We start from the raw sequence: 23793 nt of genomic DNA, 5'->3' as shown, positions 1-23793 counted from the left end.
AGTCCTGCACAGGCCTTGCTGCAGACAACCTGAGATTTGGAGCTAGCAGATGACTGTAAAAGTAACTGAACGCGACGATTCACACATGTCCCACGAAGGCGTAGCCGCCGGTATCCGCATCTGGGATGTGCATCAACAAGACTTGCTGGTCGGCATGTTCCACAGCGAAGTCGATGCCCATAACTACAAGGCCGAACTCGAAGTCCAGGAGCAACAACGCGACGCCCGCTCCTCCTGAAACAACCACAGCATTGAAAACGACAAACCCCGCCATGAGCGGGGTTTGTCGTTGTGGCCTTCAGCGGATTACCACATCAGGTCATCCGGGATCTGGTACGCCGCGTACGGATCGTCCTCGGTGCTGACCTCTTCGGTCTTCACATTGAGCTGGACGATGCGCTGTGGGTCGCGCTCCTGGATCTTCAGCGCGGCTTCACGCGGGATCACTTCGTAACCGCCGTTATGATGGACGATCGCCAGTGAACCATTGCTGAGCTTGTTGCGCATCAGCGTGTTGACCGAGATGCGCTTGACCTTCTTGTCGTCGACGAAGTTGTAGTAGTCCTCGGTGGTCAGCTTCGGCAGACGCGAGACTTCAATCAACTGCTTGACCTGCGCGGCACGCGCCTTGGCTTCGGCCTTCTCTTTCGCCTGACGGTTCAGCTCCTGGTCGCGCTTGACCTTCTCGGCCATGGCTTCCTGGGCTGCGCGCTGCTGCGAGTCGTCCAGTTCGATCTGACCCTTGTGAGCCAGGCGCTGCTGCTTCTGCTTGTCCTTGCTGACCTGCTTGGCCTGCTTTTGATTGACCAGGCCTGCTTTGAGCAACTGGTCGCGAAGGGAAATACTCATGGTGCTTACTCACTTGGGCAGTGGCTCAGCCGCAGCCGGGCACATTCTTTTCCTGACGTTTGGCTTCGCCCCAGAGGGCGTCCAACTCTTCGAGGGTGCAATCTTCCATGGGACGGTGGGTGTCGCGCAATGCCTGTTCGATAAAACGGAAACGTCTTTCAAACTTGCCGTTGGCGCCACGTAATGCGGTTTCCGGATCGACCTTCAGATGCCGGGCCAGATTGACCACGGAAAACAGCAGGTCGCCGACCTCGTCAGCCACCGCCACGGGATCGTTTTCGGACATGGCTTCGAGCACTTCGTCGAGCTCTTCACGCACCTTGTCGAGCACCGGCAAGGCGTCCGGCCAGTCGAAACCGACTTGCGCGGCGCGCTTTTGCAACTTCGCCGAACGCGACAATGCCGGCAGCGCGGCCGGCACATCGTCGAGCAGTGACAGCTGCTCGGGCGCTGCCGATTTCTCGGCGCGCTCCTCAGCCTTGATTTCTTCCCAGCGCTGCTTGACCTGTTCTTCGCTCAGGCGCGGTACGTCGAGCGGCGCGTACAGATCGCCGGTGGGGAATACGTGCGGATGACGGCGGATCAGCTTGCGGGTGATGCTGTCGATCACCCCGGCGAATTCGAAACGCCCTTCTTCCTTGGCCAACTGGCTGTAATACACCACCTGAAACAGCAGATCGCCGAGTTCGCCCTGCAAGTGGTCGAAGTCACCGCGTTCGATGGCGTCGGCCACTTCGTAGGCTTCTTCGAGGGTGTGCGCAACGATGGTCGCGTAAGTCTGCTTGATGTCCCATGGGCAACCGAACTGCGGATCGCGCAGGCGGGACATCAGGTGGAGCAGGTCTTCAAGGCTGTACATCATATTTCTCTCTCACCACAACCCCCTGTAGGAGTGAGCCTGCTCGCGATTGCGGTGTGTCAGTCACCATCAATGCTGGTTAACACGGCCTCATCGCGAGCAGGCTCACTCCTACAGTTGATCGGCGTCGGTCTTCAAGGGGTACGGTTACGCCGCGTTTCGATGATGTTCGGCAACTGCGAAATCCGCCCCAGCAAGCGTCCCAGCGCGTCCAGACCGGGAATCTCGATGGTCAGCGACATCAGCGCGGTGTTGTCTTCCTTGTTCGAGCGGGTGTTGACCGCCAGCACGTTGATGCGCTCGTTGAGCAGCACCTGCGAGACGTCACGCAGCAGACCGGAACGGTCGTAGGCGCGGATGACGATGTCCACCGGATAAGTGAGCACCGGTACCGGACCCCAACTGACCTGGATGATCCGCTCCGGCTCGCGTCCGCCCAGTTGCAGCACCGAGGCGCAGTCCTGACGGTGAATGCTCACGCCACGCCCTTGAGTGATGTAGCCGACGATCGCATCGCCCGGCAGCGGCTGGCAGCAACCGGCCATCTGCGTCATCAGGTTGCCGACACCCTGGATCTGAATGTCGCCACGCTTGCCCGGTTTGTAGCCGGTGGCCTTGCGCGGAATCAGTTCCAGCTGTTCGTTGCCGCGTTCCGGCTCGACCAGTTGCTGCGCGAGGTTGACCAGTTGCGCCAGGCGCAAGTCGCCGGCGCCGAGGGCGGCGAACATGTCTTCGGCGGTTTTCATGTTGGCCTTGTCGGCCAGCTTGTCGAAGTCCACGGCCGGCAGGCCGAGGCGCGTCAGTTCGCGCTCGATCAGGGTCTTGCCGGCCGCGACGTTCTGGTCGCGCGCCTGCAATTTGAACCAGTGCACGATCTTCGCCCGCGCCCGCGACGTGGTGACGTAACCGAGGTTCGAGTTCAACCAGTCGCGGCTCGGCGTGCCGTGCTTGCTGGTGATGATCTCGACCTGCTCACCGGTCTGCAGGCTGTAGTTGAGCGGGACGATGCGCCCGTTGATCTTCGCGCCACGGCAGTTGTGGCCGATCTCGGTGTGTACGCGGTAGGCGAAGTCCAGCGGCGTCGCGCCTTTGGGCAAGTCGATGGCGTGACCGTCGGGGGTAAAGATGTAGACCCGGTCCGGCTCGATATCGACACGCAGTTGTTCGGCCAGCCCACCGATATCGCCCAATTCTTCATGCCACTCGAGCACCTGACGCAGCCAGGAGATTTTCTCTTCGTAGTGGTTGGAACCGGATTTGACGTCGGTGCCCTTGTAGCGCCAGTGCGCGCAGACGCCGAGTTCGGCCTCTTCGTGCATCGAGTGCGTACGGATCTGTACCTCGAGGACCTTGCCTTCCGGGCCGATCACCGCGGTGTGCAGCGAGCGATAGCCGTTCTCTTTCGGGTTGGCGATGTAGTCGTCGAATTCTTTCGGGATGTGCCGCCACAAGGTGTGGACGATACCCAGCGCGGTGTAGCAGTCGCGCATTTCCGGAACCAGCACGCGCACCGCACGCACGTCGTAGATCTGGCTGAACTCCAGACCCTTGCGCTGCATTTTGCGCCAGATCGAATAGATGTGTTTGGCCCGCCCGCTGATGTCGGCTTCGACACCGGTGGCCTGCAATTCGTCCTTGAGCTGGGTCATCACGTCAGCGATGAAACGCTCGCGGTCCAGCCGTCGCTCGTGGAGCAACTTGGCGATCTGCTTGTATTGATCGGGCTCGAGGTAACGGAAGGACAAGTCCTCCAGTTCCCATTTGATATGGCCGATGCCGAGGCGGTGCGCGAGCGGCGCATAGATGTCGAAGACTTCGCGGGCGACGCGGTTACGCTTTTCGTCGTCGGCGGTCTTCACCGCGCGGATCGCGCAGGTGCGTTCGGCCAGTTTGATCAGCGCGACACGCACGTCATCGACCATCGCCACGAGCATCTTGCGCAGGTTTTCTACCTGCCCCTGGGTGCCCATGACCATCGACTGGCGCGGGCTGAGGCTGGCGCTGATGGCGGCCATGCGCTGCACGCCGTCGATCAGTTTGGCCACCACCGGGCCGAAACGCTGACCGACGGCGGCGAGTTCGATCTGGCCCTCGCGCACGCCGCGATACAGCACCGCTGCAACCAGCGAATCCTGATCGAGCTTGAGGTCGGCGAGGATCTCGGCGATTTCAAGCCCGGTGCTGAAACTGCCGGAGCCCTCGGCCCACAGATTCTTCTTCGCGTTGGATTGCTGCTCGGCCTCGCGAGCGAACTCGCAGGCTTCTTTCAAGGCTTCGCGATCCAGTGCCAGATCGACACTGACCGCGTGATCGAGCCAAGCCTCGAGATTGATACTGCCGTCGGTGTTGATCGGCTGGTGTGCTCTCACCTGTACCATGTCGCTTTACCTTCCCTACGACGCAGATTCAATGCGTCAAATCGCTGATCCTCATCGTCCGGTTGCGCTCGCGGGGCTCAGGCGAGCGCGGCACGGACAGATCAGACGGATTCAGACGAGCCGTCCTGGCTCGCTTCAAATAACGCCATGGCCTCGACATGTGCCGTCTGAGGAAACATATCGAGAATCCCGGCACGTTTTAACCGGTAGCCCTGCTTGATCAATTCGACCGTGTCGCGCGCCAGAGTTGCAGGGTTGCACGACACATACACCAGCCGTTTGGCACCCAGGCTCGCCAGCTTGCGCACCACCTCGAAAGCACCGTCACGGGGTGGGTCCAAGAGTACCGCAGAAAAGCCGTTTCCGATCCACTGGGCATCGGTCAAAGGCTGGGATAAATCGGCTTGAAAAAACTTTGTGTTATGCAAATTGTTACTGGCGGCGTTGGCTTCGGCGCGCTCGACCATGGTCTGTACGCCTTCGACCGCTACCACCTCACGCACGCTTTGGGCCAAGGGCAGCGCAAAGTTGCCGAGACCGCAAAACAGATCCAGCACGCGTTCCTCTGCCCTCGGCTGCAGCCAGTCCAGCGCCTGCGCGACCATCGCTTCGTTGACGCCGGCATTGACCTGAACGAAGTCGCCGGGGCGGTAGGCCAAGTCGAGGTTCCATTGTTCCAGGCGATAGCCCAGCGCCTGGCTGGCGTCGACCGGTTGCGGCTCGCCGTCGCCATGCAGCCACAATTGCGCCTCATGGAACTGGCAGAAATCCTTGAGTACCGTCAGGTCCGCTTCGGACAGCGGCGCCATATGCCGCAGCAACACGGCCAGTGACGAGCCGCTGAACAGTTCGACATGCCCCAGCGCTTGCGGCTTGCTCAAGCGCCGCAGCATCTCCGGCAAACGGGTCATGATCGGTTGCAAGGGCTGTACCAGCACCGGGCATTCGCTGATCGCGACAATGTCCTGACTGCCAGCGGCGCGGAAACCCACCTCAAGTTTCTTTGCTTTCATGTCCCAGCGCACCGCAATTCGGGCGCGACGGCGATAGCCGAACTCCGGGCCGGTCAACGGCGCGGCCCATTCTTCGGGTTCAGCGGCGGCAACCCGCGACAATTGCTCGGCGAGCATGCGCTGTTTCAGGGCGAGCTGTTCGTCGTGGGGCAAGTGCTGCACGCTGCAACCGCCGCAACGACCGGCATGCGGGCACGGCGCCGGGCGACGCAAGTCGCTGGCCTTGAACACACGCTCGGTGCGCGCTTCGACGACTTTACCGTGGGCGCCAAGCACCCGCGCCTCGACCTCTTCGCCAGCGAGGGCGCCGAGGACGAACCAGGTCTTGCCTTCGAAAAAGGCGATACCGCGACCGTCATTGGCCAGGCGCTCAATGTTCAAACGCTGCTTTTTGCCGGTCGGGATTTGCGTGGCCTTGCTGCCGCCGATGGGCTGGAAGCGCAGGCCTCTCTCGTGTTTGGCCATCAGTTGGGCGCGTCGAAAATGCCGGTCGACAGGTAACGGTCGCCACGGTCGCAGATGATCGCGACGATCACCGCGTTTTCAACTTCTCTGGACAAGCGCAGCATCGCTGCCACCGCACCGCCCGAGGACACGCCGCAGAAGATGCCTTCTTCGCGGGCCAGGCGACGGGTGACGTCTTCAGCTTCGCTTTGCGCCATGTCGACGATGCGGTCGACGCGGTCGGCCTGATAGATCTTCGGCAGGTATTCCTGCGGCCAGCGGCGGATGCCGGGAATGGCCGAGCCTTCCATCGGTTGCAGGCCGACGATCTGCACGCTGTCGCTCTGCTCTTTCAAGTAGCGCGAAACGCCCATGATGGTGCCGGTGGTGCCCATGGAGCTGACGAAATGGGTAATGCTGCCTTGGGTCTGGCGCCAGATCTCCGGACCGGTGGTGGTGTAGTGCGCTTCGGGGTTGTCGCCATTGGCGAACTGATCGAGCACCTTGCCACGGCCTTCGGCTTCCATACGCTGCGCCAGATCGCGCGCGCCTTCCATGCCTTCTTCCTGACTGACCAGAATCAACTCGGCGCCATAAGCGGTCATCGCCGCCTTACGCTCGGCGCTGGAATTGTCCGGCATGATCAGGATCATCTTGTAACCCTTGATCGCGGCAGCCATGGCCAGGGCGATCCCGGTGTTGCCGGAAGTCGCCTCGATCAGCGTATCGCCGGCGTGGATCTGCCCGCGCAACTCGGCACGGGTGATCATCGACAGCGCCGGACGGTCCTTGACCGAACCCGCCGGGTTGTTCCCTTCGAGCTTGAGCAATAGGGTGTTGCTGGTGGCTCCGGGCAGGCGCTGCAAACGCACCAGCGGAGTGTTGCCGACGCAATCGGCGATGGTTGGGTACTGCAGGGTCATGGCGTATTCGCAATCCAGACGTGCGGGGGCGCCTATCATACCGGCAAACCCGCGCAGGCCATATCACGCAAAGTGCGGTGCTTATGGTTTATGGGAATAAGCGCACGCTAGTCAGTGTTTTCCATGTGGGCGGTATCCAGTGCGTAAAACTCGTGCAACTTGGCTTGCAGCAACTGCTTATCCGGCAAACAGGTTTGATATTGCGCAATCAGCGCAGGCGAGAGGCTACGATTGAGAGCGTACTCGACCACCTCGTCTTCCTTGCTCGCACTAAGCAGCACACCGATCGCTGGGTTTTCGTGCGGCTTGCGGACATTGCGATCCAGCGCCTCCAGATAGAAATCCAGCTTGCCGAGGTATTCCGGTTCGAAACGCCCGACCTTCAGCTCTATAGCAACGAGGCAATTGAGCCCTCGGTGGAAAAACAAAAGGTCCAGCGCGAAATCCCGACCACCGACCTGCAGCGGATATTCGGAACCGACAAAGCAGAAGTCCCGACCCAGCTCAATGAGGAAATCCTTCAGCCGTGTCAGCAGCCCTTGGTGCAGATCGGTTTCAGAATGAGCAGAGGGCAGATCGAGAAATTCGACCATGTAGGAATCGCGGAAGATCTCGAGCGCTGCCGGGTGGGCTTGTTTAAGTGCGGCGGAGGCTTTTGCCGGATCGGTGACGCTTCGCTCAAACAGCGCTGCTTTGAACTGGCGCTCCAGTTCGCGCTTCGACCATTTCTGCTGAATGGCCATTCGCAGATAAAAACCACGCTCTTCCGGGTGTTTGCTCTGGCTCAAAATGATCATGTTATGAGTCCACGGCAATTGTCTCACCAGTGGTGAGACAATTGGATCATCTCGATACGCTTCATAAAACTGGCGCATGCGGAACAGATTTGGGCGGGTGAATCCTCGTAACCCCGGCTGGGTTTTCGCCAGATGCGTGGCCAGTTGAGCAATGACCGAATCCCCCCACTCCGCCCGCGCGATCTTGAGACTGATATGCGCCCCCACCTGCCAATAAAGCTCGATCAGCTGAGTATTGACCGCCTGCATGGCCTTGTGTCTGGAACTGTGAATCAGCGCGAGCACTTCATTGAAACGATCGCCATCTGAGCTGCCGGTAAGGCTGGATGCATTCATGCGCAATTCCTTGAAGGTTAGGTGAAGCACGAGCCTAAACCGTTCAGGAAGCCTGAAATGACCGCTGGTGCAGCTTGGGAAATGTCATACAGAAAAAGGCGAGCGATCCATCAACCCAGCAGGATTGTGGTCCTGGATGGACTACATCGCGAGCAGGCTCACTCCTACACGGAACGCGCGTTGTTCACACAACCTGCGCCGAACCCAGCTCCATCGTGGGAGCGAGCCTGCTCGCGAAGGCGTCAGAACTGGCGACATCATCATCCGCCAGCAAGCGCAAATTCAGCCGCAGCCCCGCCCCGGCATTCTCGGCCCAGAGCGACCCGCCCTGGCGCTGCACCGCATTGCGCGCGATGCTCAAGCCCAAACCAAACCCGCCATCCCCGGGTCTCGAGCCGTCCAATCGAATGAACGGCGAAAAGATCCGCTGCAGATCCGCCTCAGCCACGCCGCCGCCCTGGTCTTCCAGCCACAAATGCCAATAAGCGCCATCACGCCGGCCAGCGAGCCGGACGATGCCGCCCTCGGGCGAATGCCGAATGGCATTGCGCAAAATATTCTCCAGCGCTTGCGCCAAGGTATTCAGATGGCCGCGTACCCAGCACGACGCATCGACCGAACATTGCAACTGCAGGCTCGGCCAGCCGCTTTCGTAACAGGCGTTGTCGGTGAGCATTTCCCAGAGGGCCTGAATCTGGATCGCTTCGTCCGGTAACGGTGTGCGGTCGGTGTCGAGCCAGGCCAGTTGCAGAGTGTCTTCGACCAGCCGCTGCATGCCGTCGACCTCGCGGCCGATGCGTTCGCGCAACTGTGGCAGCCCTTGCTCGCCTTCACTGGCAACACGCAGGCGGCTCAGTGGCGTGCGCAGTTCATGGGATAAATCGCGCAACAGTTGCTGTTGCACGGCGACGGTGGTTTGCAGACGTTCGGACATCGAATCGAACGCGCGGGCCAGCTCACCGAGTTCGTCGGGGCGCTGGGTCATGCCGCTCGACAGGCGCACATTCAATTGGTCGGCGCGCCAGGCGTTGGCCTGTTCGCGCAGGTTGTTCAGGGGCACCACCAGCAAGCGGTACAGACCGACGCACAGCAACAAGGTGAACAGTCCGGGGATCACGCCATTGGTGATGACGCGCCAGAACACCCGGTATTTGCCCGGCACGAAGCGCTCCGGTAATTCGATGACGAGAATGCCGGCCGCAGGCTCGTGGGGAAACGGCACACGCAGCCACGGCCGGCCCTTTTTGTGGATCGGCCAGTCGAGGCCGCGCAGAAAGGTCAGGTGCTGCACTTCCGCCTCGTTCAACGGTTCGCTGCTCAGCGACTGCAAATTGCCGCCAATCACGCCGACCCAACTGGCCTCGCGCAATTCCATGCTTTGCAGCCAGTCATCCACACCGTGGCGACCGCCGTGCTGCCACGCCTGCTCCGCTTGGGCGGCATAGCGATTGAGCGTGCTGCGCGCCTCGTCGGAGAGGAATTGATTACGCTCTTCCATGTAGCGGCCCCACGACCAGCTCAGCCAGATCATCAGCAGACAGAACGCCACCAGCAGCAAAGCCAGTTTCCAGAACAGCGAATGCCGCCCTGGCAGTTCAGAGCGTTTCATCGGCGCCACTCAATACGTAGCCCTTGCCCCAAACCGTGCGCACTTCGCGCTCGGTGTAACCGATGGCTTTGAGTTTGCGGCGGATCTGGCTGATGTGCATGTCGAGGCTGCGGTCATGGGCGGCATAGCCGCGCTGCAGCACATGCTGATAAAGGAAGGCTTTGCTCAGCACTTCCTCCTCGTTGCGGTTGAGGGTGTCGAGCAAGCGGAACTCGCTGCGGGTCAGCCCGGCGGCTTGCTCGCGGAAAAACACCTCGCACTGTTCATCGTCGAAGCGCAGCGCCCCGCTTGCTGCCGGCAGCGCAGCCGCCGCCGGACGGCGATCGAGGGCGACACGGCGCAGGATCGCTTCGATACGCACATGCAACTCGGCCATGCTGAACGGCTTGGGCAAATAGTCGTCGGCACCGAGACGAAAGCCGCTGATGCGATCGGCCTCGGCGCCAAGTGCCGACATCAACAGCACCGGGGTCGAATGGCTCTGGCGCAATTGCGTCAACAGGTTCAAGCCGTCCAGGCCCGGCAAGAGGATATCCATCAGCACCACGTCGAACGGCTGGTCCCTGGCGATGTTGAGGCCTTCCTCGCCATTCTGGCACCAGGTCACCTTAAAGCCGCTGCGGCCCAGATGTTCATGCACGTAGGCACCGAGCACCGGATCGTCTTCGATGGAAAGAATGCGTGGCTGGCCAACGGAAACAGGAGTCATGAGTATCTGCAAGTAATTCTCAGTTGAGCACGATTATTCAAGATTGCCGGGCTTGCGGCAACTCCAGGTTCGGTCATCAGACCAACGCGCTTGTGCCGGCCTCGCCATCGCTGGCACATTTTTCCGAAGATTGCCTGCGAGCAAATCGCTACACTGCGCCCATGTCGCGTGCCGGATGCACGCATGAGTCAACAGATCAGCGGGATGCAGGAGACAGGCGTGCTCAAGAAACTGGGAATCAAAGGTCGGGTATTGTTGCTGACCTTGTTGCCGACCAGCCTGATGGCGCTGGTGCTGGGCGGGTATTTCACCTGGACGCAGCAGTCCGACTTGCAGACCCAATTGATGCAGCGCGGCGAAATGATCGCCGAGCAACTGGCGCCGCTGGTCGCGCCGGCCATGGGCCACGGCAACAATGAACTGCTCGAGCGCATCGCCACGCAGTCGCTGGAACAACCCGACGTGCGCGCGGTGACATTTCTCGCCGCGGATCGCTCGCCACTGGCCCACGCCGGCCCGACCATGCTCAATCAGGCGCCAAGCGGCGACAGCGCGCAATTGCAACGACGCAGCGGCAATGACGCCACACGCTATCTGATGCCGGTGTTCGGCAAGCACCGCAACCTCGCCGGCGAGCTGATCCCGGAAGAGTCCGACCGCCTGCTCGGCTGGGTCGAGCTGGAGCTGTCGCACAACGGCATGTTGCTGCGCGGCTATCGCAGCCTGTTCGCCAGCCTGCTGCTGATTGCCGCCGGGCTGGCCGGCGCGGCGCTGCTGGCGTTGCGCATGGGCCGCACGATCAACCGCCCGCTCGGGCAGATCAAGCAAGCTGTCGCCCAGCTCAAGGATGGTCATCTGGAAACCCGCCTGCCGCCGCTCGGCAGTCAGGAGCTGGATGAACTGGCCTCGGGCATCAACCGCATGGCCGGGACCCTGCAGAACGCCCGCGAAGAATTGCAGCACAGTGTCGATCAGGCCACCGAGGACGTACGGCAGAATCTGGAAACCATCGAGATCCAGAACATCGAACTGGACCTGGCGCGCAAAGAGGCGCTGGAGGCGAGCCGGATCAAATCGGAATTTCTCGCCAACATGAGCCACGAGATCCGCACGCCGCTGAACGGCATTCTCGGCTTCACGCATTTGTTGCAGAAAAGCGAACTGACCCCGCGCCAGCTCGACTATCTGGGCACCATCGAAAAATCTGCCGACAGCCTGCTGGGGATCATCAACGAGATTCTCGATTTTTCGAAAATCGAGGCCGGCAAACTGGTGCTCGATCATATCCCATTCAACCTGCGCGACCTGCTCCAGGATACCCTGACCATTCTTGCCCCGGCGGCGCACGCCAAGCAGCTGGAACTGGTCAGTCTGGTCTACCGCGACACGCCGCTGTCGCTGGTCGGCGATCCGCTGCGGCTCAAACAGATCCTCACCAACCTGGTCAGCAACGCGATCAAGTTCACCCGCGAAGGCACCATCGTCGCCCGCGCCATGCTGGAAGACGAACACGAAGACAGCGTGCAACTGCGCATCAGCATTCAGGACACCGGGATCGGCCTGTCCAATCAGGATGTACGCGCGTTGTTCCAGGCCTTTAGCCAGGCTGACAATTCACTGTCGCGCCAGCCCGGCGGGACCGGTTTGGGACTGGTGATCTCCAAGCGTCTGATCGAACAAATGGGTGGCGAAATCGGCGTCGACAGCACGCCGGGCGAAGGCTCGGAATTCTGGATCAGCCTGAGCCTGCCGAAAACCCGCGACGACGCCGAAGACATGCCCGCCGCGCCGCTGCTCGGGCGCCGCGTGGCGGTGCTGGAAAACCACGAACTGGCGCGTCAGGCCCTGCAGCATCAACTGGAAGATTGCGGCCTCGATGTCACCCCGTTCAATACCCTCGAGAGCCTGACCAACGGCGTCACCGGCGCGCACCAGACCGATCAGGCGATCGATCTGGCGGTCATCGGCATCACCAGCAACGACATGCTGCCCGAGCGCTTGAACCAGCACATCTGGGACCTCGAACACCTCGGCTGCAAAGTGCTGGTGCTGTGCCCGACCACCGAGCAGACGCTGTTTCATCTGTCGGTACCCAACCCGCACAGCCAGTTGCAGGCCAAACCGGCGTGCACGCGCAAGTTGCGTCGGGCCTTGTCCGATCTGGTCAACCCGCGCCAGCCACGCCATGAGCCGGGCGAACCGCTGTCGAGCCGGGCGCCGAAAGTGCTGTGCGTGGATGACAACCCGGCCAACCTGCTGCTGGTGCAAACGCTGCTTGAGGACATGGGGGCCAAGGTCCTCGCGGTGGAAAGCGGTTATGCCGCGGTCAAAGCGGTGCAGACTGAATCCTTCGATCTGGTGCTGATGGATGTGCAGATGCCGGGTATGGACGGTCGCCAGAGCACCGAAGCGATCCGCCAATGGGAAAGCGAGCGGCACAGCACGCCGCTACCGATCGTCGCCCTCACCGCCCACGCCATGGCCAACGAAAAACGCGCGCTGCTGCAAAGCGGCATGGACGATTACCTGACCAAGCCGATCAGCGAACGGCAACTGGCGCAGGTGGTGCTGAAATGGACCGGTCTGGCCCTGCGCAATCAAGCGCCGGAGCGCGGCAGCGACAGCGCGGCGAACAGCAATGAACTGCCGGTGCTCGATCATGAAGAAGGTTTGCGTCTGGCCGCCGGCAAGGCCGATCTGGCTGCGGACATGCTGGCGATGTTGCTCGCCTCGCTCGAAGCCGACCGTGAAGCTATCCGCAGCGCTCGCGACAGCCACGATCAGAACGCGCTGCTCGAACGCGTGCATCGCCTGCACGGCGCCACCCGTTACTGTGGCGTCCCGCAATTGCGCGCGGCCTGCCAGCGCAGCGAAACCCTGCTCAAGCAAGACGACCCGAAAGCCACCCTCGCGCTGGATGAACTGGAACGGGCGATCAACCGATTGGCGGCGCAGGCGAAGATCAGCGCCTGATCCACGGCAATATCGGGCGGCGCTATCAGCGCTAGAGTGGCTGTCGATGATTCAACCCTGTCGATGTTCAAGGAGGATTGCATGCGCACCATCGTTTTCAGCAGCCAGACCTACGACCGCGACAGTTTCCTTGGCGCCGACTGCCCGGCAGGCATCGAGCTGCACTTTCAACCGGCGCGGCTGAGCCTCGACACGGTGGCATTGGCCGATGCACATGAGGTGGTTTGCGCGTTCATCAATGACGACCTCAGCGCGGCGGTGCTGGAACGTCTGGCCGCCGGTGGCACACGCCTGATCGCTTTGCGTTCGGCGGGTTATAACCATGTCGATCTGATCGCCGCCAAACGCCTCGGACTGGCCGTGGTGCGAGTGCCGGCGTACTCGCCACATGCGGTCGCCGAACACGCGGTGGCGCTGATTCTCGCCCTGAATCGACGCTTGCACCGCGCCTATAACCGCACCCGCGAAGGCGATTTCAGCCTGCATGGCCTGACCGGTTTCGATCTGGTCGGCAAAACCGTGGGGATCGTCGGCACCGGGCAGATCGGCGCGACCTTCGCGAAAATCATGCACGGCTTCGGCTGTGAATTGCTCGCTTATGACCCGTATCCGAACCCGGATGTGCTCGCTTTGGGCGCGCGTTATCTGAGCTTGCCGGAACTGCTCGCGCAGTCGCGGATCATCAGCCTGCATTGCCCGCTCAATGAGCAGAGCAAGCACTTGATCAACCGCGATTCACTGGCGCACATGCAGCCCGGCGCCATGCTGATCAATACCGGACGCGGCGGTCTGGTCGACACGCCCGCGCTGATCGACGCGCTGAAGGACGGCCAACTCGGTTATCTGGGGCTGGATGTGTATGAGGAAGAGGCGCAGCTGTTTTTCGAGGATCGCTCGGACCTGCCCTTGCAGGACGATGTGCTGGCACGCTTGCTGACGTTTCCCAACGTGATCGTCACCGCGCACCAGGCCTTTTTGACGCGCGAGGCACTGGGCGCGATTGCCTCGACAACGCTGCACAACATCGCGACCTGGGCGGCAGGCACGCCACAGAACCAGGTCGAGGGTTGAGCCGAGGCGTTACTTCGGCGACAGCGAAGACGCCAGAATCAGCAGAGCCAGCCAGCCGAAACCGAACAGCCGCTGTTTCGCCGAATGGCCGTTGCGCAGCAGAAACCAGACGAAGACCATCGGCAGCAGAAACACCATGATCTTCAGCCAGCCCTCCACCGGGCGGCTGCCGTCGGGATTGGCGGTCTGTTCAAGCGCCTGCTCGGCCTGCTGACGACGGCGGCGCCCCGCCGCGGCCGGCATCACTTTCGGCAGCGGTTGCACCGCGGGGGCAATCGCCGCCTCCGGTACGCTGTTGTTACGAGGCAGGCTGCCAAACGAAATCGTCGCCGCCTGGGCCGGCGCGGCTACAGGCTGCGCTTGCACTGCGGCGTATTCGTCGATCGGCGCACCGCAATGAATGCAGGCCGACGCTTCGGAGCTGATGCTCTTTTTGCATTCATAACATTCGATCAGCGCCATGTTCCGTTCCTTCAGATTCGGGGCCGGCAGTTTGCCATGAGTGCTGGCCGATTTGAACCGGATCGAAGGTTGCACGCGCGCATCATTCTGCAATCGGGGCCGTGCTAGCATGTCGCGCATATTTGGAGGACCCATGGTCGAACACGATTTCCGCTACACCCTGATGAACCCGCAACACACCCTCACCGAATGCCGCGCCCTCGTACCGGGCCGCTATCAGGTCACCGGCAACGGTGGCTCGATCCGCATCGGTGATGTCCTGCTGGTGACCCTCAAAGGCAGCAAGGATCTATCCATGCGCCTGACCGTCGACACCGTCCGCCACCTGATCAACCCGCCGGGCCAATGGACCGCGATGACCACCGGCCCGCTGTTCGGTGAACTGGCGATCCACACCTGGCAGGTCAACTGCGACAGCTGCGGCAAAGAGCTGAGTTTTGAATTCGCGGTCGACGCCAAACTCGGCAAGACCGCTGAAAAACCGGCCGCCACCGCGCGCATCGCCGAGCTGGGCTGGCAAGCCGTGGGCGACAAGCACCTGTGCCCGAAATGCCAGGAGCCCGCTTGATGAAACGCTTTGCCCTGGCCGCTCTGGTCGGTGTCGGTCTCGCGGGCTGCGCCGCCGAGCCTGTGCAGCTGCAGCATAACCGCAGCTACATTCTGGAATGGATCGGCGAGCGGCCGCTGATGGATTACAGCCATCTGACCGTGACCCTCGGCGACGATGGCCGCGCCTACGGCAACGGCGGCTGCAACCATTGGTTCGCGCCGTACACGCTCGAAGGCGACAAGCTGTCGTTCGGCAAGATCGGCAAGACCCGCAAACTCTGCGCCCCAGCGTTGATGGAGCAGGAACAACGGTTTTTGCAGGCGCTGGAAAAGGTCGAACGCTGGGACATCTCGCCGATCGAGCAGATGCGTTTCTGGCCGGCCGAGGGCAAGCCGTTGCGCTGGTGGCTGGAAGAGGGTTGAGCCTCATTAGCTGATCGCGATCGCTGTAACGATCGTTCCCACGCTCCTGCGTGGGAATGCATCAAGTGACGCTCTGCGTCACAGGGACGCGGAGCGTCCCGGGCGGCATTCCCACGCAGAGCGTGGGAACGATCCTGTCGAAAGACCGCCTATTTGTTCGCCTGCAACGCCTCGAGTCTGGCCATCACCCCCGCCGCCGTCTGCTCACCGAGCAACTGCTCGCGCACCTTGCCCTTGTCGTCGATGATGTAAGTCACCGGCAACGCCTCGCTGCGCGGCAATTCAAACAGCTCTGCCGGATCCTGCGCCAGCACGGTGAACCTGATGCCGAGTTTCTCGCTGGCTTCTTTCAGCTCCGCGCCTTGCACGTTGTCGAAGTTGACCCCGAACACACCGACGTTCTTGCTCTTCAGTTCGTCGGCCAGGTGATTGAGTTCAGGAATCTCCGTGCGGCACGGGCCGCACCATTCGGCCCAGTAGTTGAGCACCACCCAGTGTTTGTCGAGACGCTCGGACGCGACTTTCTGGCCGTTCTGGTCAATCCCGTAATCATTGCCGCAGCCCCCCAGCATCAACGCCCCGATTACCGTCAATGCCGCTGCCAATCGCCGTGTCATGTCGTGTTCCTTGAGAAAATTCGAAGGCGCCTGCGACCCATCGCCTCTGACGGTTCTGGATTGCGCGCTGCACAGTTAGAATAGCCGCCACTTTACGCCAGAAGCGACCCGCCATGACCGATCTGACGCTTTATCACAATCCGCGCTGCTCGAAATCCCGCGGCGCCCTGGAACTGCTCGAAGCCCGCGGCCTGACGCCAACCGTGGTGCGCTACCTCGAAACCCCGCTGGATGCCACGCAAATCAAGGCGCTGCTCGGCAAGCTCGGGATCAGCGCACGGCAGTTGCTGCGCAGCGGGGAAGATGAATACAAAATGCTTCAGCTCGCGAATGAAAGCCTCAGCGAAGCGCAGTTGATCGACGCCATCGCCGCGCATCCGAAACTGATGGAACGGCCGATTCTCGAAGTCGGCGACAAAGCGGTCATCGGCCGTCCACCGGAAAAAATTCTGGAGTTGCTGCCGTGAGCGCACCGTACATTCTGGTCCTGTATTACAGCCGCAGCGGTTCGACCAACGAGATGGCCCGGCAGATCGCCCGTGGCGTCGAACAGGCTGGACTTGAGGCCCGACTGCGCACGGTGCCGGCGATTTCCACCGAGTGCGAAGCCGTCGCTCCGGACATCCCCGCAGAAGGCGCGCTCTACGCGACGCTCGATGACCTGAAAAACTGCGCCGGTCTGGCACTGGGCAGCCCGACGCGATTCGGCAACATGGCCGCCCCGCTGAAATATTTTCTCGACGGCACCAGCAACCTCTGGCTGACCGGCGCTCTGGTCGGCAAACCGGCCGGTGTGTTCACCTCCACCGCCAGCCTGCACGGCGGTCAGGAAACCACCCTGCTGTCGATGATGCTGCCGCTGTTGCACCACGGCATGCTGATCACCGGCCTGCCGTACAGCGAATCGGCGCTGCTGGAAACCGAGGGCGGCGGTACGCCTTACGGTGCCAGCCATCATGCCGGCGCCGATGGTAAAAGCGGCCTCGATCAGCATGAAGTCGCGCTGTGCCGCGCCCTCGGTCTGCGTCTGGCGAAAACCGCACAGAAACTGGTGGGCTGAGATGACCAGGAAGCCGAAGATCCTGCCCTCAATCGAGTGGCTGGAGCCGCGGGTGAAGGCGATGCGGGTGCTCAGCCTGCTGAGCTTCTTCGCCCTCGCCGGCCTGCTCGCGGCGTATTACCTGTGGTTCGCCGACCTGCATGGCGCGCGCCCGTGGGTGATTCTGCTGGTCGAACTGATCCCATGGCTGGTGCTGGCACCGGCGATGATCATGGGCAGCGCCCGTGGACATTCATGGATGTGTTTTGTGGTGAATCTGTATTTCATCAAAGGCGCACTGGCGGCGTATGACCCGAACCGGCAGTGGTTTGGTGTGCTGGAAATGGCCGCAAGCCTGGCAGTGTTCTGCTCGGCGCTGCTGTATGTGCGCTGGCGTTATCAGCTCAATCGCAAGCTGGCGGGCGAAGGCGCAATCGCCGTCGCCTGAAAGACCGCTATCGCTAGCAGGCTAGCTCCCACAGGGTCTGTGAACGCCACAAATCCAGTGTGGGAGCCAGCCTGCTGGCGATTGGCAAGACGCGGTCTTAGTGGTTCACGGTGTAGGCCAGCATCATCGAAATCTGGCTCATCGGCCGCCCGCCGCTCTGTTCGTGCCACTGGTTGAACGCGTTCTGCACCGTCGCCAGATCGCGCAGACTGGTCGGCGCCTTGTCGACGATCTTCTGCGCATTCAATGCGGCGACCACGTCATAGCTCGGCACAAACGTGTCCTTGCCGACCATGCGCAAAAAGCGCGGAGCTGACAGCCCGCCCAATTGATGACCGTGCTTTTTCAGGTACGTCCACAGACCGACGATGTCGGTCACCGGCCAGTCGGCGATCAGCGCGCCGAAGCTGCCCTTGTCCTGCTCCACATCGAGAATGAACTGCGCATTGCGTGGCACGCTTTTCAGTTTGCCGAGGTGGCGAATGATCCGCGCGTCCTGCATCAGGCGCTCAAGGTGCTCGGCGCTCATCAGCACGACTTTTTCCGGATCGAACTTGAAGAACACTTCTTCGAAGGCCGGCCATTTCGCGTCCACCAGACTGTGCTTGAGTCCGGCGCGAAAGACCCGCAGCGCCATGGTCGAGAGGTAGCGGTCGTCGCGGATCTTGCGCAATTGTGCAGGGGTTTTCGGAACAGGCAGATGGGCTTCCAGTGCAGCCGCCGAACCGAAACGGTTCAGACAGTATTCGTGCAGCCACTTGTAATCGCGCATGCCCTCTCCCGGGAATTGAAAGAAAATCCATTGTAGGAGTGAGCCTGCTCGCGATAGCGCTGTGTCAGTCGATATCAAATATCTGACAGACCGCTATCGCGAGCAGGCTCACTCCTACAAGTTTTAATTAAAGGTTTACGACGTTGACGAAGCGCGACGCCGCGCTCTCGTCGATCTTCAGGCTGGTGAAGTCGAACAGGTTGCGGTCGGCCAGTTGCGACGGGATCACGTTCTGCAGGCTGCGGAAAATGCTCTCGGTGCGCCCCGGGGTCTTGCGCTCCCAGTCCTGGAGCATTTCCTTGACCACCTGACGCTGCAGGTTTTCCTGCGAACCGCAGAGGTTGCACGGGATGATCGGGAATTGCTTTAAGTCCGAGTAGGCCTGAATGTCCTTCTCGTTGCAGTACGCCAGCGGACGGATCACCACGTTGCGCCCGTCGTCGGCGCGCAGCTTCGGCGGCATAGCCTTGAGGCTGCCGTTGAAGAACATGTTGAGAAAGAACGTTTCGACGATGTCGTCGCGATGGTGACCGAGGGCCATTTTTGTCGCGCCGATTTCATCGGCAAAGGTGTACAGCGTGCCGCGACGCAGGCGTGAGCACAGCGAGCAGGTGGTCTTGCCTTCCGGAATCAGTTCCTTGACCACCGAGTAGGTGTCTTTCTCGACGATGTGGTACTCGACGCCGAGTTCTTTCAGATAGGCCGGCAGCACGTGCTCGGGAAAGCCCGGCTGTTTCTGGTCCATGTTCACCGCGACGATCTCGAACTTGATCGGTGCAACCTTCTGCAGGTGCAGCAGCACGTCGAGCATGGTGTAGCTGTCCTTGCCCCCGGACAGGCAGACCATGACCTTGTCGCCGTCTTCGATCATGTTGAAATCGGCGACCGCTTCGCCGGCCAGCCGGCGCAGGCGCTTTTGCAGTTTGTTCTGGTTGACCGTAAGAGTGCCCATGACGCGAAATCCGTGAGGTGTGACGAAAGGCCGGCATTTTACGCAAAAACCCCGCCGCTGTGGGGACGGGTTGTCGGCCCTCATGGCCGCGTTCAGTACAGACCCCGAGGCGATTATCTGCCCGGTTTACAGCGCGATTTGCTCTAAGCCCCCGATACCGGTGCGGTTCAGTCCTTTCTATACTGCGACATAAGGTCGCACACATCTGAAGACCTGTATTTGCTCGGCCGCCTGGCCCGTAGGCGCTCCGTTGGGGGGCGATGGCAATATCAAGAGGAGTGAATGGCATGATCCATCACGTAGTGGGACTGTTTACCCACCCCGATCAGGAATGGAAGGAAATCCGTGGCGACCAAGAGGAAAGCATCAGCCACATGTACCTCACGCACACGCTGATTCTGGCGGCGATCCCCGCCGTCTCGGCGTTTATCGGCACCACCCAGGTCGGCTGGGTGATCGGCAACCGCGCGCCGGTGATGCTCACGTTTGAAAGTGCGTTGTGGATGACGATCATGTCGTACCTGGCGATGCTCGGTGGCGTTGCGGTGATGGGCGCCTTTGTCCACTGGATGGCACGCACGTATGACGCCAACCCCAGTCTGGCCCGTTGCGTGGCCTTCGCCACTTACACCGCGACGCCGTTGTTCGTCGGTGGCCTGGCGGCGCTGTATCCGCACATGTGGCTGGGGATGATCGTCGGTACGGCGGCCATCTGCTACACGGTGTACCTGCTGTATGTGGGCTTGCCGACCTTCATGAACATTCCACCGGACGAAGGTTTCCTGTTTTCCAGCTCGGTGCTGGCGGTGGGCCTGGTGGTGCTGGTGGCGATCATGGCGTTTACCGTGATCGTCTGGGGCCTGGGCGTGGGCCCGGTGTACACCAACTGACGATATCCGCGTGGTGAGAGAGGCCGCCGCAAGGCGGCCTTGTCATTTTGGCGATGACCATTCGGCAGCTCGGCGATTCGCAAGCGCCCGGGGTTGCGGCATACTCGGCGTCTCTGGAGATCCATCAAGCATGCCCGAGCAACTCAATACCCGCGTCGAAGATTGTTACCAACTCGCTGAATCCTTTTTCAAACGCTCCTTCAAACGCCCCGTCGTCAGCCTCAAGCTGCGCGGGCAGAAAGCCGGTGTCGCGCATCTGCACGAAAACAAGCTGCGCTTCAATCCGCAGTTGTACCGGGAAAACACCGAACACTTCCTCAAGCAGACCGTGGCCCACGAAGTCGCGCACCTGATCGCTCATCAATTGTTCGGCGACCGCATCCAGCCCCATGGCGAGGAATGGCAACTGATCATGCGCGGCGTTTACGAACTGCCGCCGGATCGTTGCCACACCTATGCAGTCAAACGCCGCAGCGTGACCCGCTACATCTATAAATGCCCGTGTCCGGAGAGTGATTTCCCGTTTACCGCGCAGCGCCACAGCCTGGTGCGACAGGGGCGACGGTATTTCTGCCGGCGCTGCCGCACGACACTGGTGTTCAGTGGTGAGATGCGGGTGGAATAGGCGGTTCCTGCGGTGATAGGACTGGCCCTATCGCGAGCAGGCTCACTCCTACATTTGGAATGCGTTCAACCTGTAGGTGTGAGCCTGCTCGCGATGAGGCCGGCACATGCACTAGAGAATCACTTTGGCGGAACGCAACTCGGCAATCTTCGAAGCACTAAACCCCAACTCCCCCAACACCTCATCCGTATGCTGCCCCAGCGCCGCGCCAACATGCCGGGGCGCTGGCAACGCCTCGGAAAATTTCAACGGACAGGCCATCTGCGCCTGCGCCGTGCCATCCCCGCGCGGTACTTGCGTCACCCGTTCGCGTGCCTGCAACTGCGGATGGTGCACGGCTTCACTCAGACTCAACACCGGCTCGACACACGCATCGACTCCGGCAAACAACTCGCACAACTGCGCAAAGTCATGCTTTTCAAACTCAACCCGCAACGCCTCTTTCAGCGCCTGCTGTTGCTCAGGTTTGGCTGACAGCCCCTGCGCCGCCAGCTCCGGTCGGCCCAGCGCTGCACACAAGGTCTGCATGAACGCCGGTTCCAGACTGCCGACCGACATCCAGCGCCCGTCCCGCGTGTGGTAATAGTCGTAAAAGCTGCCGCCATTGAGCATCTGATCTTCGCGCCCCGGCTCATCTTCGCAAGCGAGATAACCGGCGCCGGCCATGGCGTTCAGGCTGAACGCGCAATCGGTCATGCTCACGTCGACATGCGTGCCCTGCCCGGTTTGCTGGCGGGCGATGACGGCGGCGAGCAGGCCGATCACCCCGTGCAGCGAGCCACCGGCAATGTCCGCCACTTGCATGCCCAACGGCAGCGGCCCGCTGTCGGCGCGGCCGGTATAACTGGCCAGCCCCGCCAAGGCCAGATAATTGATGTCGTGGCCGGCGCGGTCCTTGTACGGCCCGGTCTGGCCATAACCGCTGATCGACACGTAGATCAATTTCGGATTGATCGCTTTCAGCGCTTCATAACCCAGGCCCAGACGCTCCATCACACTGGGGCGAAACTGTTCGAGGACAATGTCGTACTCGCTTAGCAACTCGCGGATGATTGCCAGTGCCGCCGGCTGCTTCAGGTCCAGCGCGAGGCTGCGCTTGTTGCGGTTCAGGTAGGCATGACTGGCCGACACGCCGCCATCGTGCGGTGGCAATACGCGCAGCAGATCCAGGCGCGTCGGTGATTCGATGCGCAGCACCTCGGCGCCCAGGTCCGCCAGCAATAACGAGGCGAACGGCCCCGGCAGCAGCGTCGAGAAATCGAGAACCTTCAGTGAGGCCAGCGGTGCGGACATGGGCGAACTCCTTGGGCGATGCACTCAGCCTAGGCAGCGATCAGCGCTGCGGCAATCACCGAAAATGTCAGCGGGTGTGACCGTTACGCTCGAATCGCAGGCATGAAAAAACCCGCCGAAGCGGGTTTTTCCAGGCAAGCGATGCTTACTTCACATTGCTCGGGGTTGCGCCTTCAGCCACACCCAGGTCGTCTTCAGGCCGGGTTTCGGCGATACCGCGACCACCCGAAGCCAGTTCGGCTTGCAGTTGATCGGTGTCCAGCTCCTTGACCCACTTGGCAACCACGATGGTGGCTACGGCATTACCGACCAGGTTGGTCAGCGCGCGGGCTTCGGACATGAAGCGGTCGATACCAAGGATCAGCGCCAGACCGGCCACCGGCAGGTGACCGACCGCCGACAGGGTGGCGGCCAGCACGATGAAGCCCGAACCGGTCACACCGGCTGCGCCTTTGGAGGACAGCAGCAGTACCAGCAGCAGGGTGATCTGGTGAGTGATGTCCATGTGCGTGTCGGTCGCCTGAGCGATGAACACAGCCGCCATGGTCAGGTAGATCGAAGTACCGTCGAGGTTGAACGAGTAGCCGGTCGGGATCACCAGACCGACAACCGATTTCTTCGCGCCCAGGCGCTCCATCTTGATCAGCATGCGTGGCAGCGCCGATTCCGACGAGGACGTGCCCAGTACGATCAACAGCTCTTCACGGATGTAACGCACCAGCTTGAACACGCTGAAACCGTGAGCACGGCAGATCGCACCCAGCACCAGCACCACGAACAGCACGCAGGTGATGTAGAAGCAGATCATCAGCTGGCCCAGTTGCACCAGCGAGCCGACACCGTAGGCACCGATGGTGAAGGCCATCGCACCGAAGGCACCCAGCGGCGCCAGTTTCATGATCATGTTGATGATGTTGAACATTACGTGGGCGAAGCGATCGATCATGTCCAGCAGCGGACGACCGTACGAACCCAGGCGATGCAGGGCGTAGCCGAAGATCACCGAGAACATCAGCACTTGCAGGATGTCACCGGTGGCGAACGCGCCGACGATGGTGTTCGGGATTACGTTGAGGAGGAAGCCAACGATGCTCTGGTCTTTACTGGCCGTCACGTAGGTGGCGATTTTCGAGGCATCGAGGGTGGTGACGTCGATGTGCATGCCGGCGCCCGGCTGCACGACGTTGACCACGACCAGACCGATCAGCAGGGCAATGGTCGAAACGATTTCGAAGTACAGCAGCGCGTAGCCGCCGGTCTTGCCCACCGATTTCATGTTCTGCATGCCGGCGATGCCGCTGACAACGGTACAGAAGATGATCGGGGCGATGACCATTTTGATCAGCTTGATGAAGCCGTCACCCAGCGGCTTGAGCGCCACACCGGTCTGTGGGTAGAAGTGACCGAGCAGGATGCCGATGGCGATGGCAACGATCACCTGGAAATACAGGGATTTATACAGTGGCTGACGAGTCGTCATTGCAGTTTCCTCAAGCGTCCCGCGACAACATCCATCTGTTGGACACGAAACCTTAATTGCGAACCCTCCTGCACTGGAGGGATTTGTTGTTGGAGCGGCGTTTTCCTACGGGATAAATGCACGCTTCTGTCGCTTATATCGCAAACGCCGTGCCAGATTGGTGCGATGAGCAGCCAGCCTTTTGATATCAGGGCTCAGGGAGATTTTCATGTCACCGAGCGGAGACCTGTGCATGGCGGATTTCCGCCAACTGGCCCACCCTCGTCCTGCAATTTGGCGGAA

General features: G+C 61.2%; 24 protein-coding genes. 10 read left to right on the top strand and 14 right to left on the bottom strand.

Annotated features, from left to right (window positions below; genetic code table 11):
- Positions 1-49: 49 nt before the first annotated feature.
- A complete protein-coding gene (locus tag J3P93_RS07590; protein WP_093099317.1) occupies positions 50-238 on the top strand; it encodes a hypothetical protein in 189 nt (62 codons plus the stop codon).
- Between the two features lie 68 nt (positions 239-306).
- On the opposite strand, the gene J3P93_RS07585 is transcribed toward J3P93_RS07590, so the two are convergent.
- The 8 genes from J3P93_RS07585 to J3P93_RS07550 form a co-directional block, all read right to left on the bottom strand.
- Positions 307-849: a DUF2058 domain-containing protein gene (locus J3P93_RS07585; protein ID WP_090285301.1), complete on the bottom strand. Its 543-nt coding sequence runs from the start codon at positions 847-849 to the stop codon at positions 307-309.
- Between the two features lie 25 nt (positions 850-874).
- Complete coding sequence (mazG, locus tag J3P93_RS07580) at positions 875-1708, bottom strand: nucleoside triphosphate pyrophosphohydrolase (protein ID WP_434596271.1); 834 nt, start codon at positions 1706-1708, stop codon at positions 875-877.
- A gap of 134 nt (positions 1709-1842) precedes the next feature.
- Entirely contained in the window at positions 1843-4086 is a 2244-nt protein-coding gene (gene relA / locus J3P93_RS07575) for a GTP diphosphokinase (protein WP_090285304.1), read from the bottom strand.
- Between the two features lie 101 nt (positions 4087-4187).
- Complete coding sequence (gene rlmD, locus J3P93_RS07570; RefSeq protein ID WP_434596267.1) at positions 4188-5564, bottom strand: 23S rRNA (uracil(1939)-C(5))-methyltransferase RlmD; 1377 nt, start codon at positions 5562-5564, stop codon at positions 4188-4190.
- Positions 5564-6466: a cysteine synthase CysM gene (cysM, locus tag J3P93_RS07565; protein WP_203422124.1), complete on the bottom strand. Its 903-nt coding sequence runs from the start codon at positions 6464-6466 to the stop codon at positions 5564-5566. The genes rlmD and cysM overlap by 1 nt, the downstream gene beginning before the upstream one ends.
- 107 nt (positions 6467-6573) lie before the next feature.
- On the bottom strand, positions 6574-7599 hold the full coding sequence (locus J3P93_RS07560; protein ID WP_434596264.1) for a PDDEXK nuclease domain-containing protein: 1026 nt from the start codon (positions 7597-7599) through the stop codon (positions 6574-6576).
- Between the two features lie 184 nt (positions 7600-7783).
- Positions 7784-9208 carry a histidine kinase sensor domain-containing protein gene (locus J3P93_RS07555; protein ID WP_434596262.1) on the bottom strand — a complete coding sequence of 475 codons (1425 nt, stop codon included), beginning with the start codon at positions 9206-9208 and terminating at the stop codon, positions 7784-7786.
- Positions 9195-9917: a response regulator transcription factor gene (locus J3P93_RS07550; RefSeq protein ID WP_434596259.1), complete on the bottom strand. Its 723-nt coding sequence runs from the start codon at positions 9915-9917 to the stop codon at positions 9195-9197. The genes J3P93_RS07555 and J3P93_RS07550 overlap by 14 nt, the downstream gene beginning before the upstream one ends.
- A 219-nt stretch (positions 9918-10136) precedes the next feature.
- Here J3P93_RS07550 and J3P93_RS07545 point away from each other — a divergent pair, with 219 nt between their 5' ends.
- Together J3P93_RS07545 and J3P93_RS07540 are read left to right on the top strand one after the other, a co-directional pair.
- On the top strand, positions 10137-12890 hold the full coding sequence (locus J3P93_RS07545) for a response regulator (protein WP_434598315.1): 2754 nt from the start codon (positions 10137-10139) through the stop codon (positions 12888-12890).
- An 81-nt stretch (positions 12891-12971) separates the two neighbouring features.
- Positions 12972-13961, top strand: coding sequence for a 2-hydroxyacid dehydrogenase (locus tag J3P93_RS07540; RefSeq protein ID WP_434596256.1), 990 nt, complete (start codon positions 12972-12974; stop codon positions 13959-13961).
- 9 nt (positions 13962-13970) lie between these two features.
- Here the strand turns inward: J3P93_RS07540 and J3P93_RS07535 are convergent, their stop codons facing one another.
- Positions 13971-14423: a hypothetical protein gene (locus J3P93_RS07535; protein WP_434596254.1), complete on the bottom strand. Its 453-nt coding sequence runs from the start codon at positions 14421-14423 to the stop codon at positions 13971-13973.
- A 133-nt stretch (positions 14424-14556) separates the two neighbouring features.
- Here J3P93_RS07535 and J3P93_RS07530 point away from each other — a divergent pair, with 133 nt between their 5' ends.
- On the top strand, positions 14557-14991 hold the full coding sequence (locus J3P93_RS07530) for a hypothetical protein (protein WP_434596251.1): 435 nt from the start codon (positions 14557-14559) through the stop codon (positions 14989-14991).
- Positions 14991-15395, top strand: a complete 405-nt coding sequence (locus tag J3P93_RS07525) for an META domain-containing protein (protein ID WP_090285318.1) — start codon at positions 14991-14993, stop codon at positions 15393-15395. The genes J3P93_RS07530 and J3P93_RS07525 overlap by 1 nt, the downstream gene beginning before the upstream one ends.
- Before the next feature lie 149 nt (positions 15396-15544).
- On the opposite strand, the gene J3P93_RS07520 is transcribed toward J3P93_RS07525, so the two are convergent.
- Positions 15545-16012 carry a TlpA disulfide reductase family protein gene (locus J3P93_RS07520; protein ID WP_434596247.1) on the bottom strand — a complete coding sequence of 156 codons (468 nt, stop codon included), beginning with the start codon at positions 16010-16012 and terminating at the stop codon, positions 15545-15547.
- A gap of 113 nt (positions 16013-16125) precedes the next feature.
- On the opposite strand from J3P93_RS07520, the gene arsC reads away from it, so the two are divergent.
- From arsC to J3P93_RS07505, 3 genes are read left to right on the top strand one after another with little or no spacing between them, the layout of a single operon-like run.
- A complete protein-coding gene (arsC, locus tag J3P93_RS07515; protein WP_434596244.1) occupies positions 16126-16479 on the top strand; it encodes an arsenate reductase (glutaredoxin) in 354 nt (117 codons plus the stop codon).
- Positions 16476-17072, top strand: a complete 597-nt coding sequence (wrbA, locus tag J3P93_RS07510) for an NAD(P)H:quinone oxidoreductase (RefSeq protein WP_090285324.1) — start codon at positions 16476-16478, stop codon at positions 17070-17072. The genes arsC and wrbA overlap by 4 nt, the downstream gene beginning before the upstream one ends.
- Position 17073: 1 nt before the next feature.
- Positions 17074-17499, top strand: a complete 426-nt coding sequence (locus tag J3P93_RS07505) for a DUF2069 domain-containing protein (protein ID WP_434596240.1) — start codon at positions 17074-17076, stop codon at positions 17497-17499.
- 97 nt (positions 17500-17596) lie between these two features.
- On the opposite strand, the gene J3P93_RS07500 is transcribed toward J3P93_RS07505, so the two are convergent.
- Together J3P93_RS07500 and ttcA are read right to left on the bottom strand one after the other, a co-directional pair.
- Positions 17597-18271 carry a DNA-3-methyladenine glycosylase I gene (locus J3P93_RS07500; RefSeq protein WP_434596238.1) on the bottom strand — a complete coding sequence of 225 codons (675 nt, stop codon included), beginning with the start codon at positions 18269-18271 and terminating at the stop codon, positions 17597-17599.
- A 127-nt stretch (positions 18272-18398) separates the two neighbouring features.
- Positions 18399-19223 carry a tRNA 2-thiocytidine(32) synthetase TtcA gene (gene ttcA / locus J3P93_RS07495; RefSeq protein ID WP_203419095.1) on the bottom strand — a complete coding sequence of 275 codons (825 nt, stop codon included), beginning with the start codon at positions 19221-19223 and terminating at the stop codon, positions 18399-18401.
- A 287-nt stretch (positions 19224-19510) separates the two neighbouring features.
- Here ttcA and J3P93_RS07490 point away from each other — a divergent pair, with 287 nt between their 5' ends.
- Both J3P93_RS07490 and J3P93_RS07485 read left to right on the top strand, forming a co-directional pair.
- Entirely contained in the window at positions 19511-20113 is a 603-nt protein-coding gene (locus J3P93_RS07490) for a Yip1 family protein (protein WP_090285332.1), read from the top strand.
- Positions 20114-20243: 130 nt separating this feature from the next.
- Complete coding sequence (locus tag J3P93_RS07485) at positions 20244-20738, top strand: SprT family zinc-dependent metalloprotease (protein ID WP_434596234.1); 495 nt, start codon at positions 20244-20246, stop codon at positions 20736-20738.
- 111 nt (positions 20739-20849) lie between these two features.
- Here the strand turns inward: J3P93_RS07485 and J3P93_RS07480 are convergent, their stop codons facing one another.
- Both J3P93_RS07480 and J3P93_RS07475 read right to left on the bottom strand, forming a co-directional pair.
- Positions 20850-22031: a CaiB/BaiF CoA transferase family protein gene (locus J3P93_RS07480; protein ID WP_434596231.1), complete on the bottom strand. Its 1182-nt coding sequence runs from the start codon at positions 22029-22031 to the stop codon at positions 20850-20852.
- A gap of 145 nt (positions 22032-22176) precedes the next feature.
- Positions 22177-23511, bottom strand: a complete 1335-nt coding sequence (locus J3P93_RS07475) for a dicarboxylate/amino acid:cation symporter (RefSeq protein ID WP_090285338.1) — start codon at positions 23509-23511, stop codon at positions 22177-22179.
- Positions 23512-23793 lie beyond the last annotated feature (282 nt).

Origin of the sequence: Pseudomonas sp. R3-57 (assembly GCF_051132065.1) — a bacterium.
GTDB lineage: Bacteria > Pseudomonadota > Gammaproteobacteria > Pseudomonadales > Pseudomonadaceae > Aquipseudomonas.
This window is presented reverse-complemented; position numbering and strand designations above follow the sequence as displayed.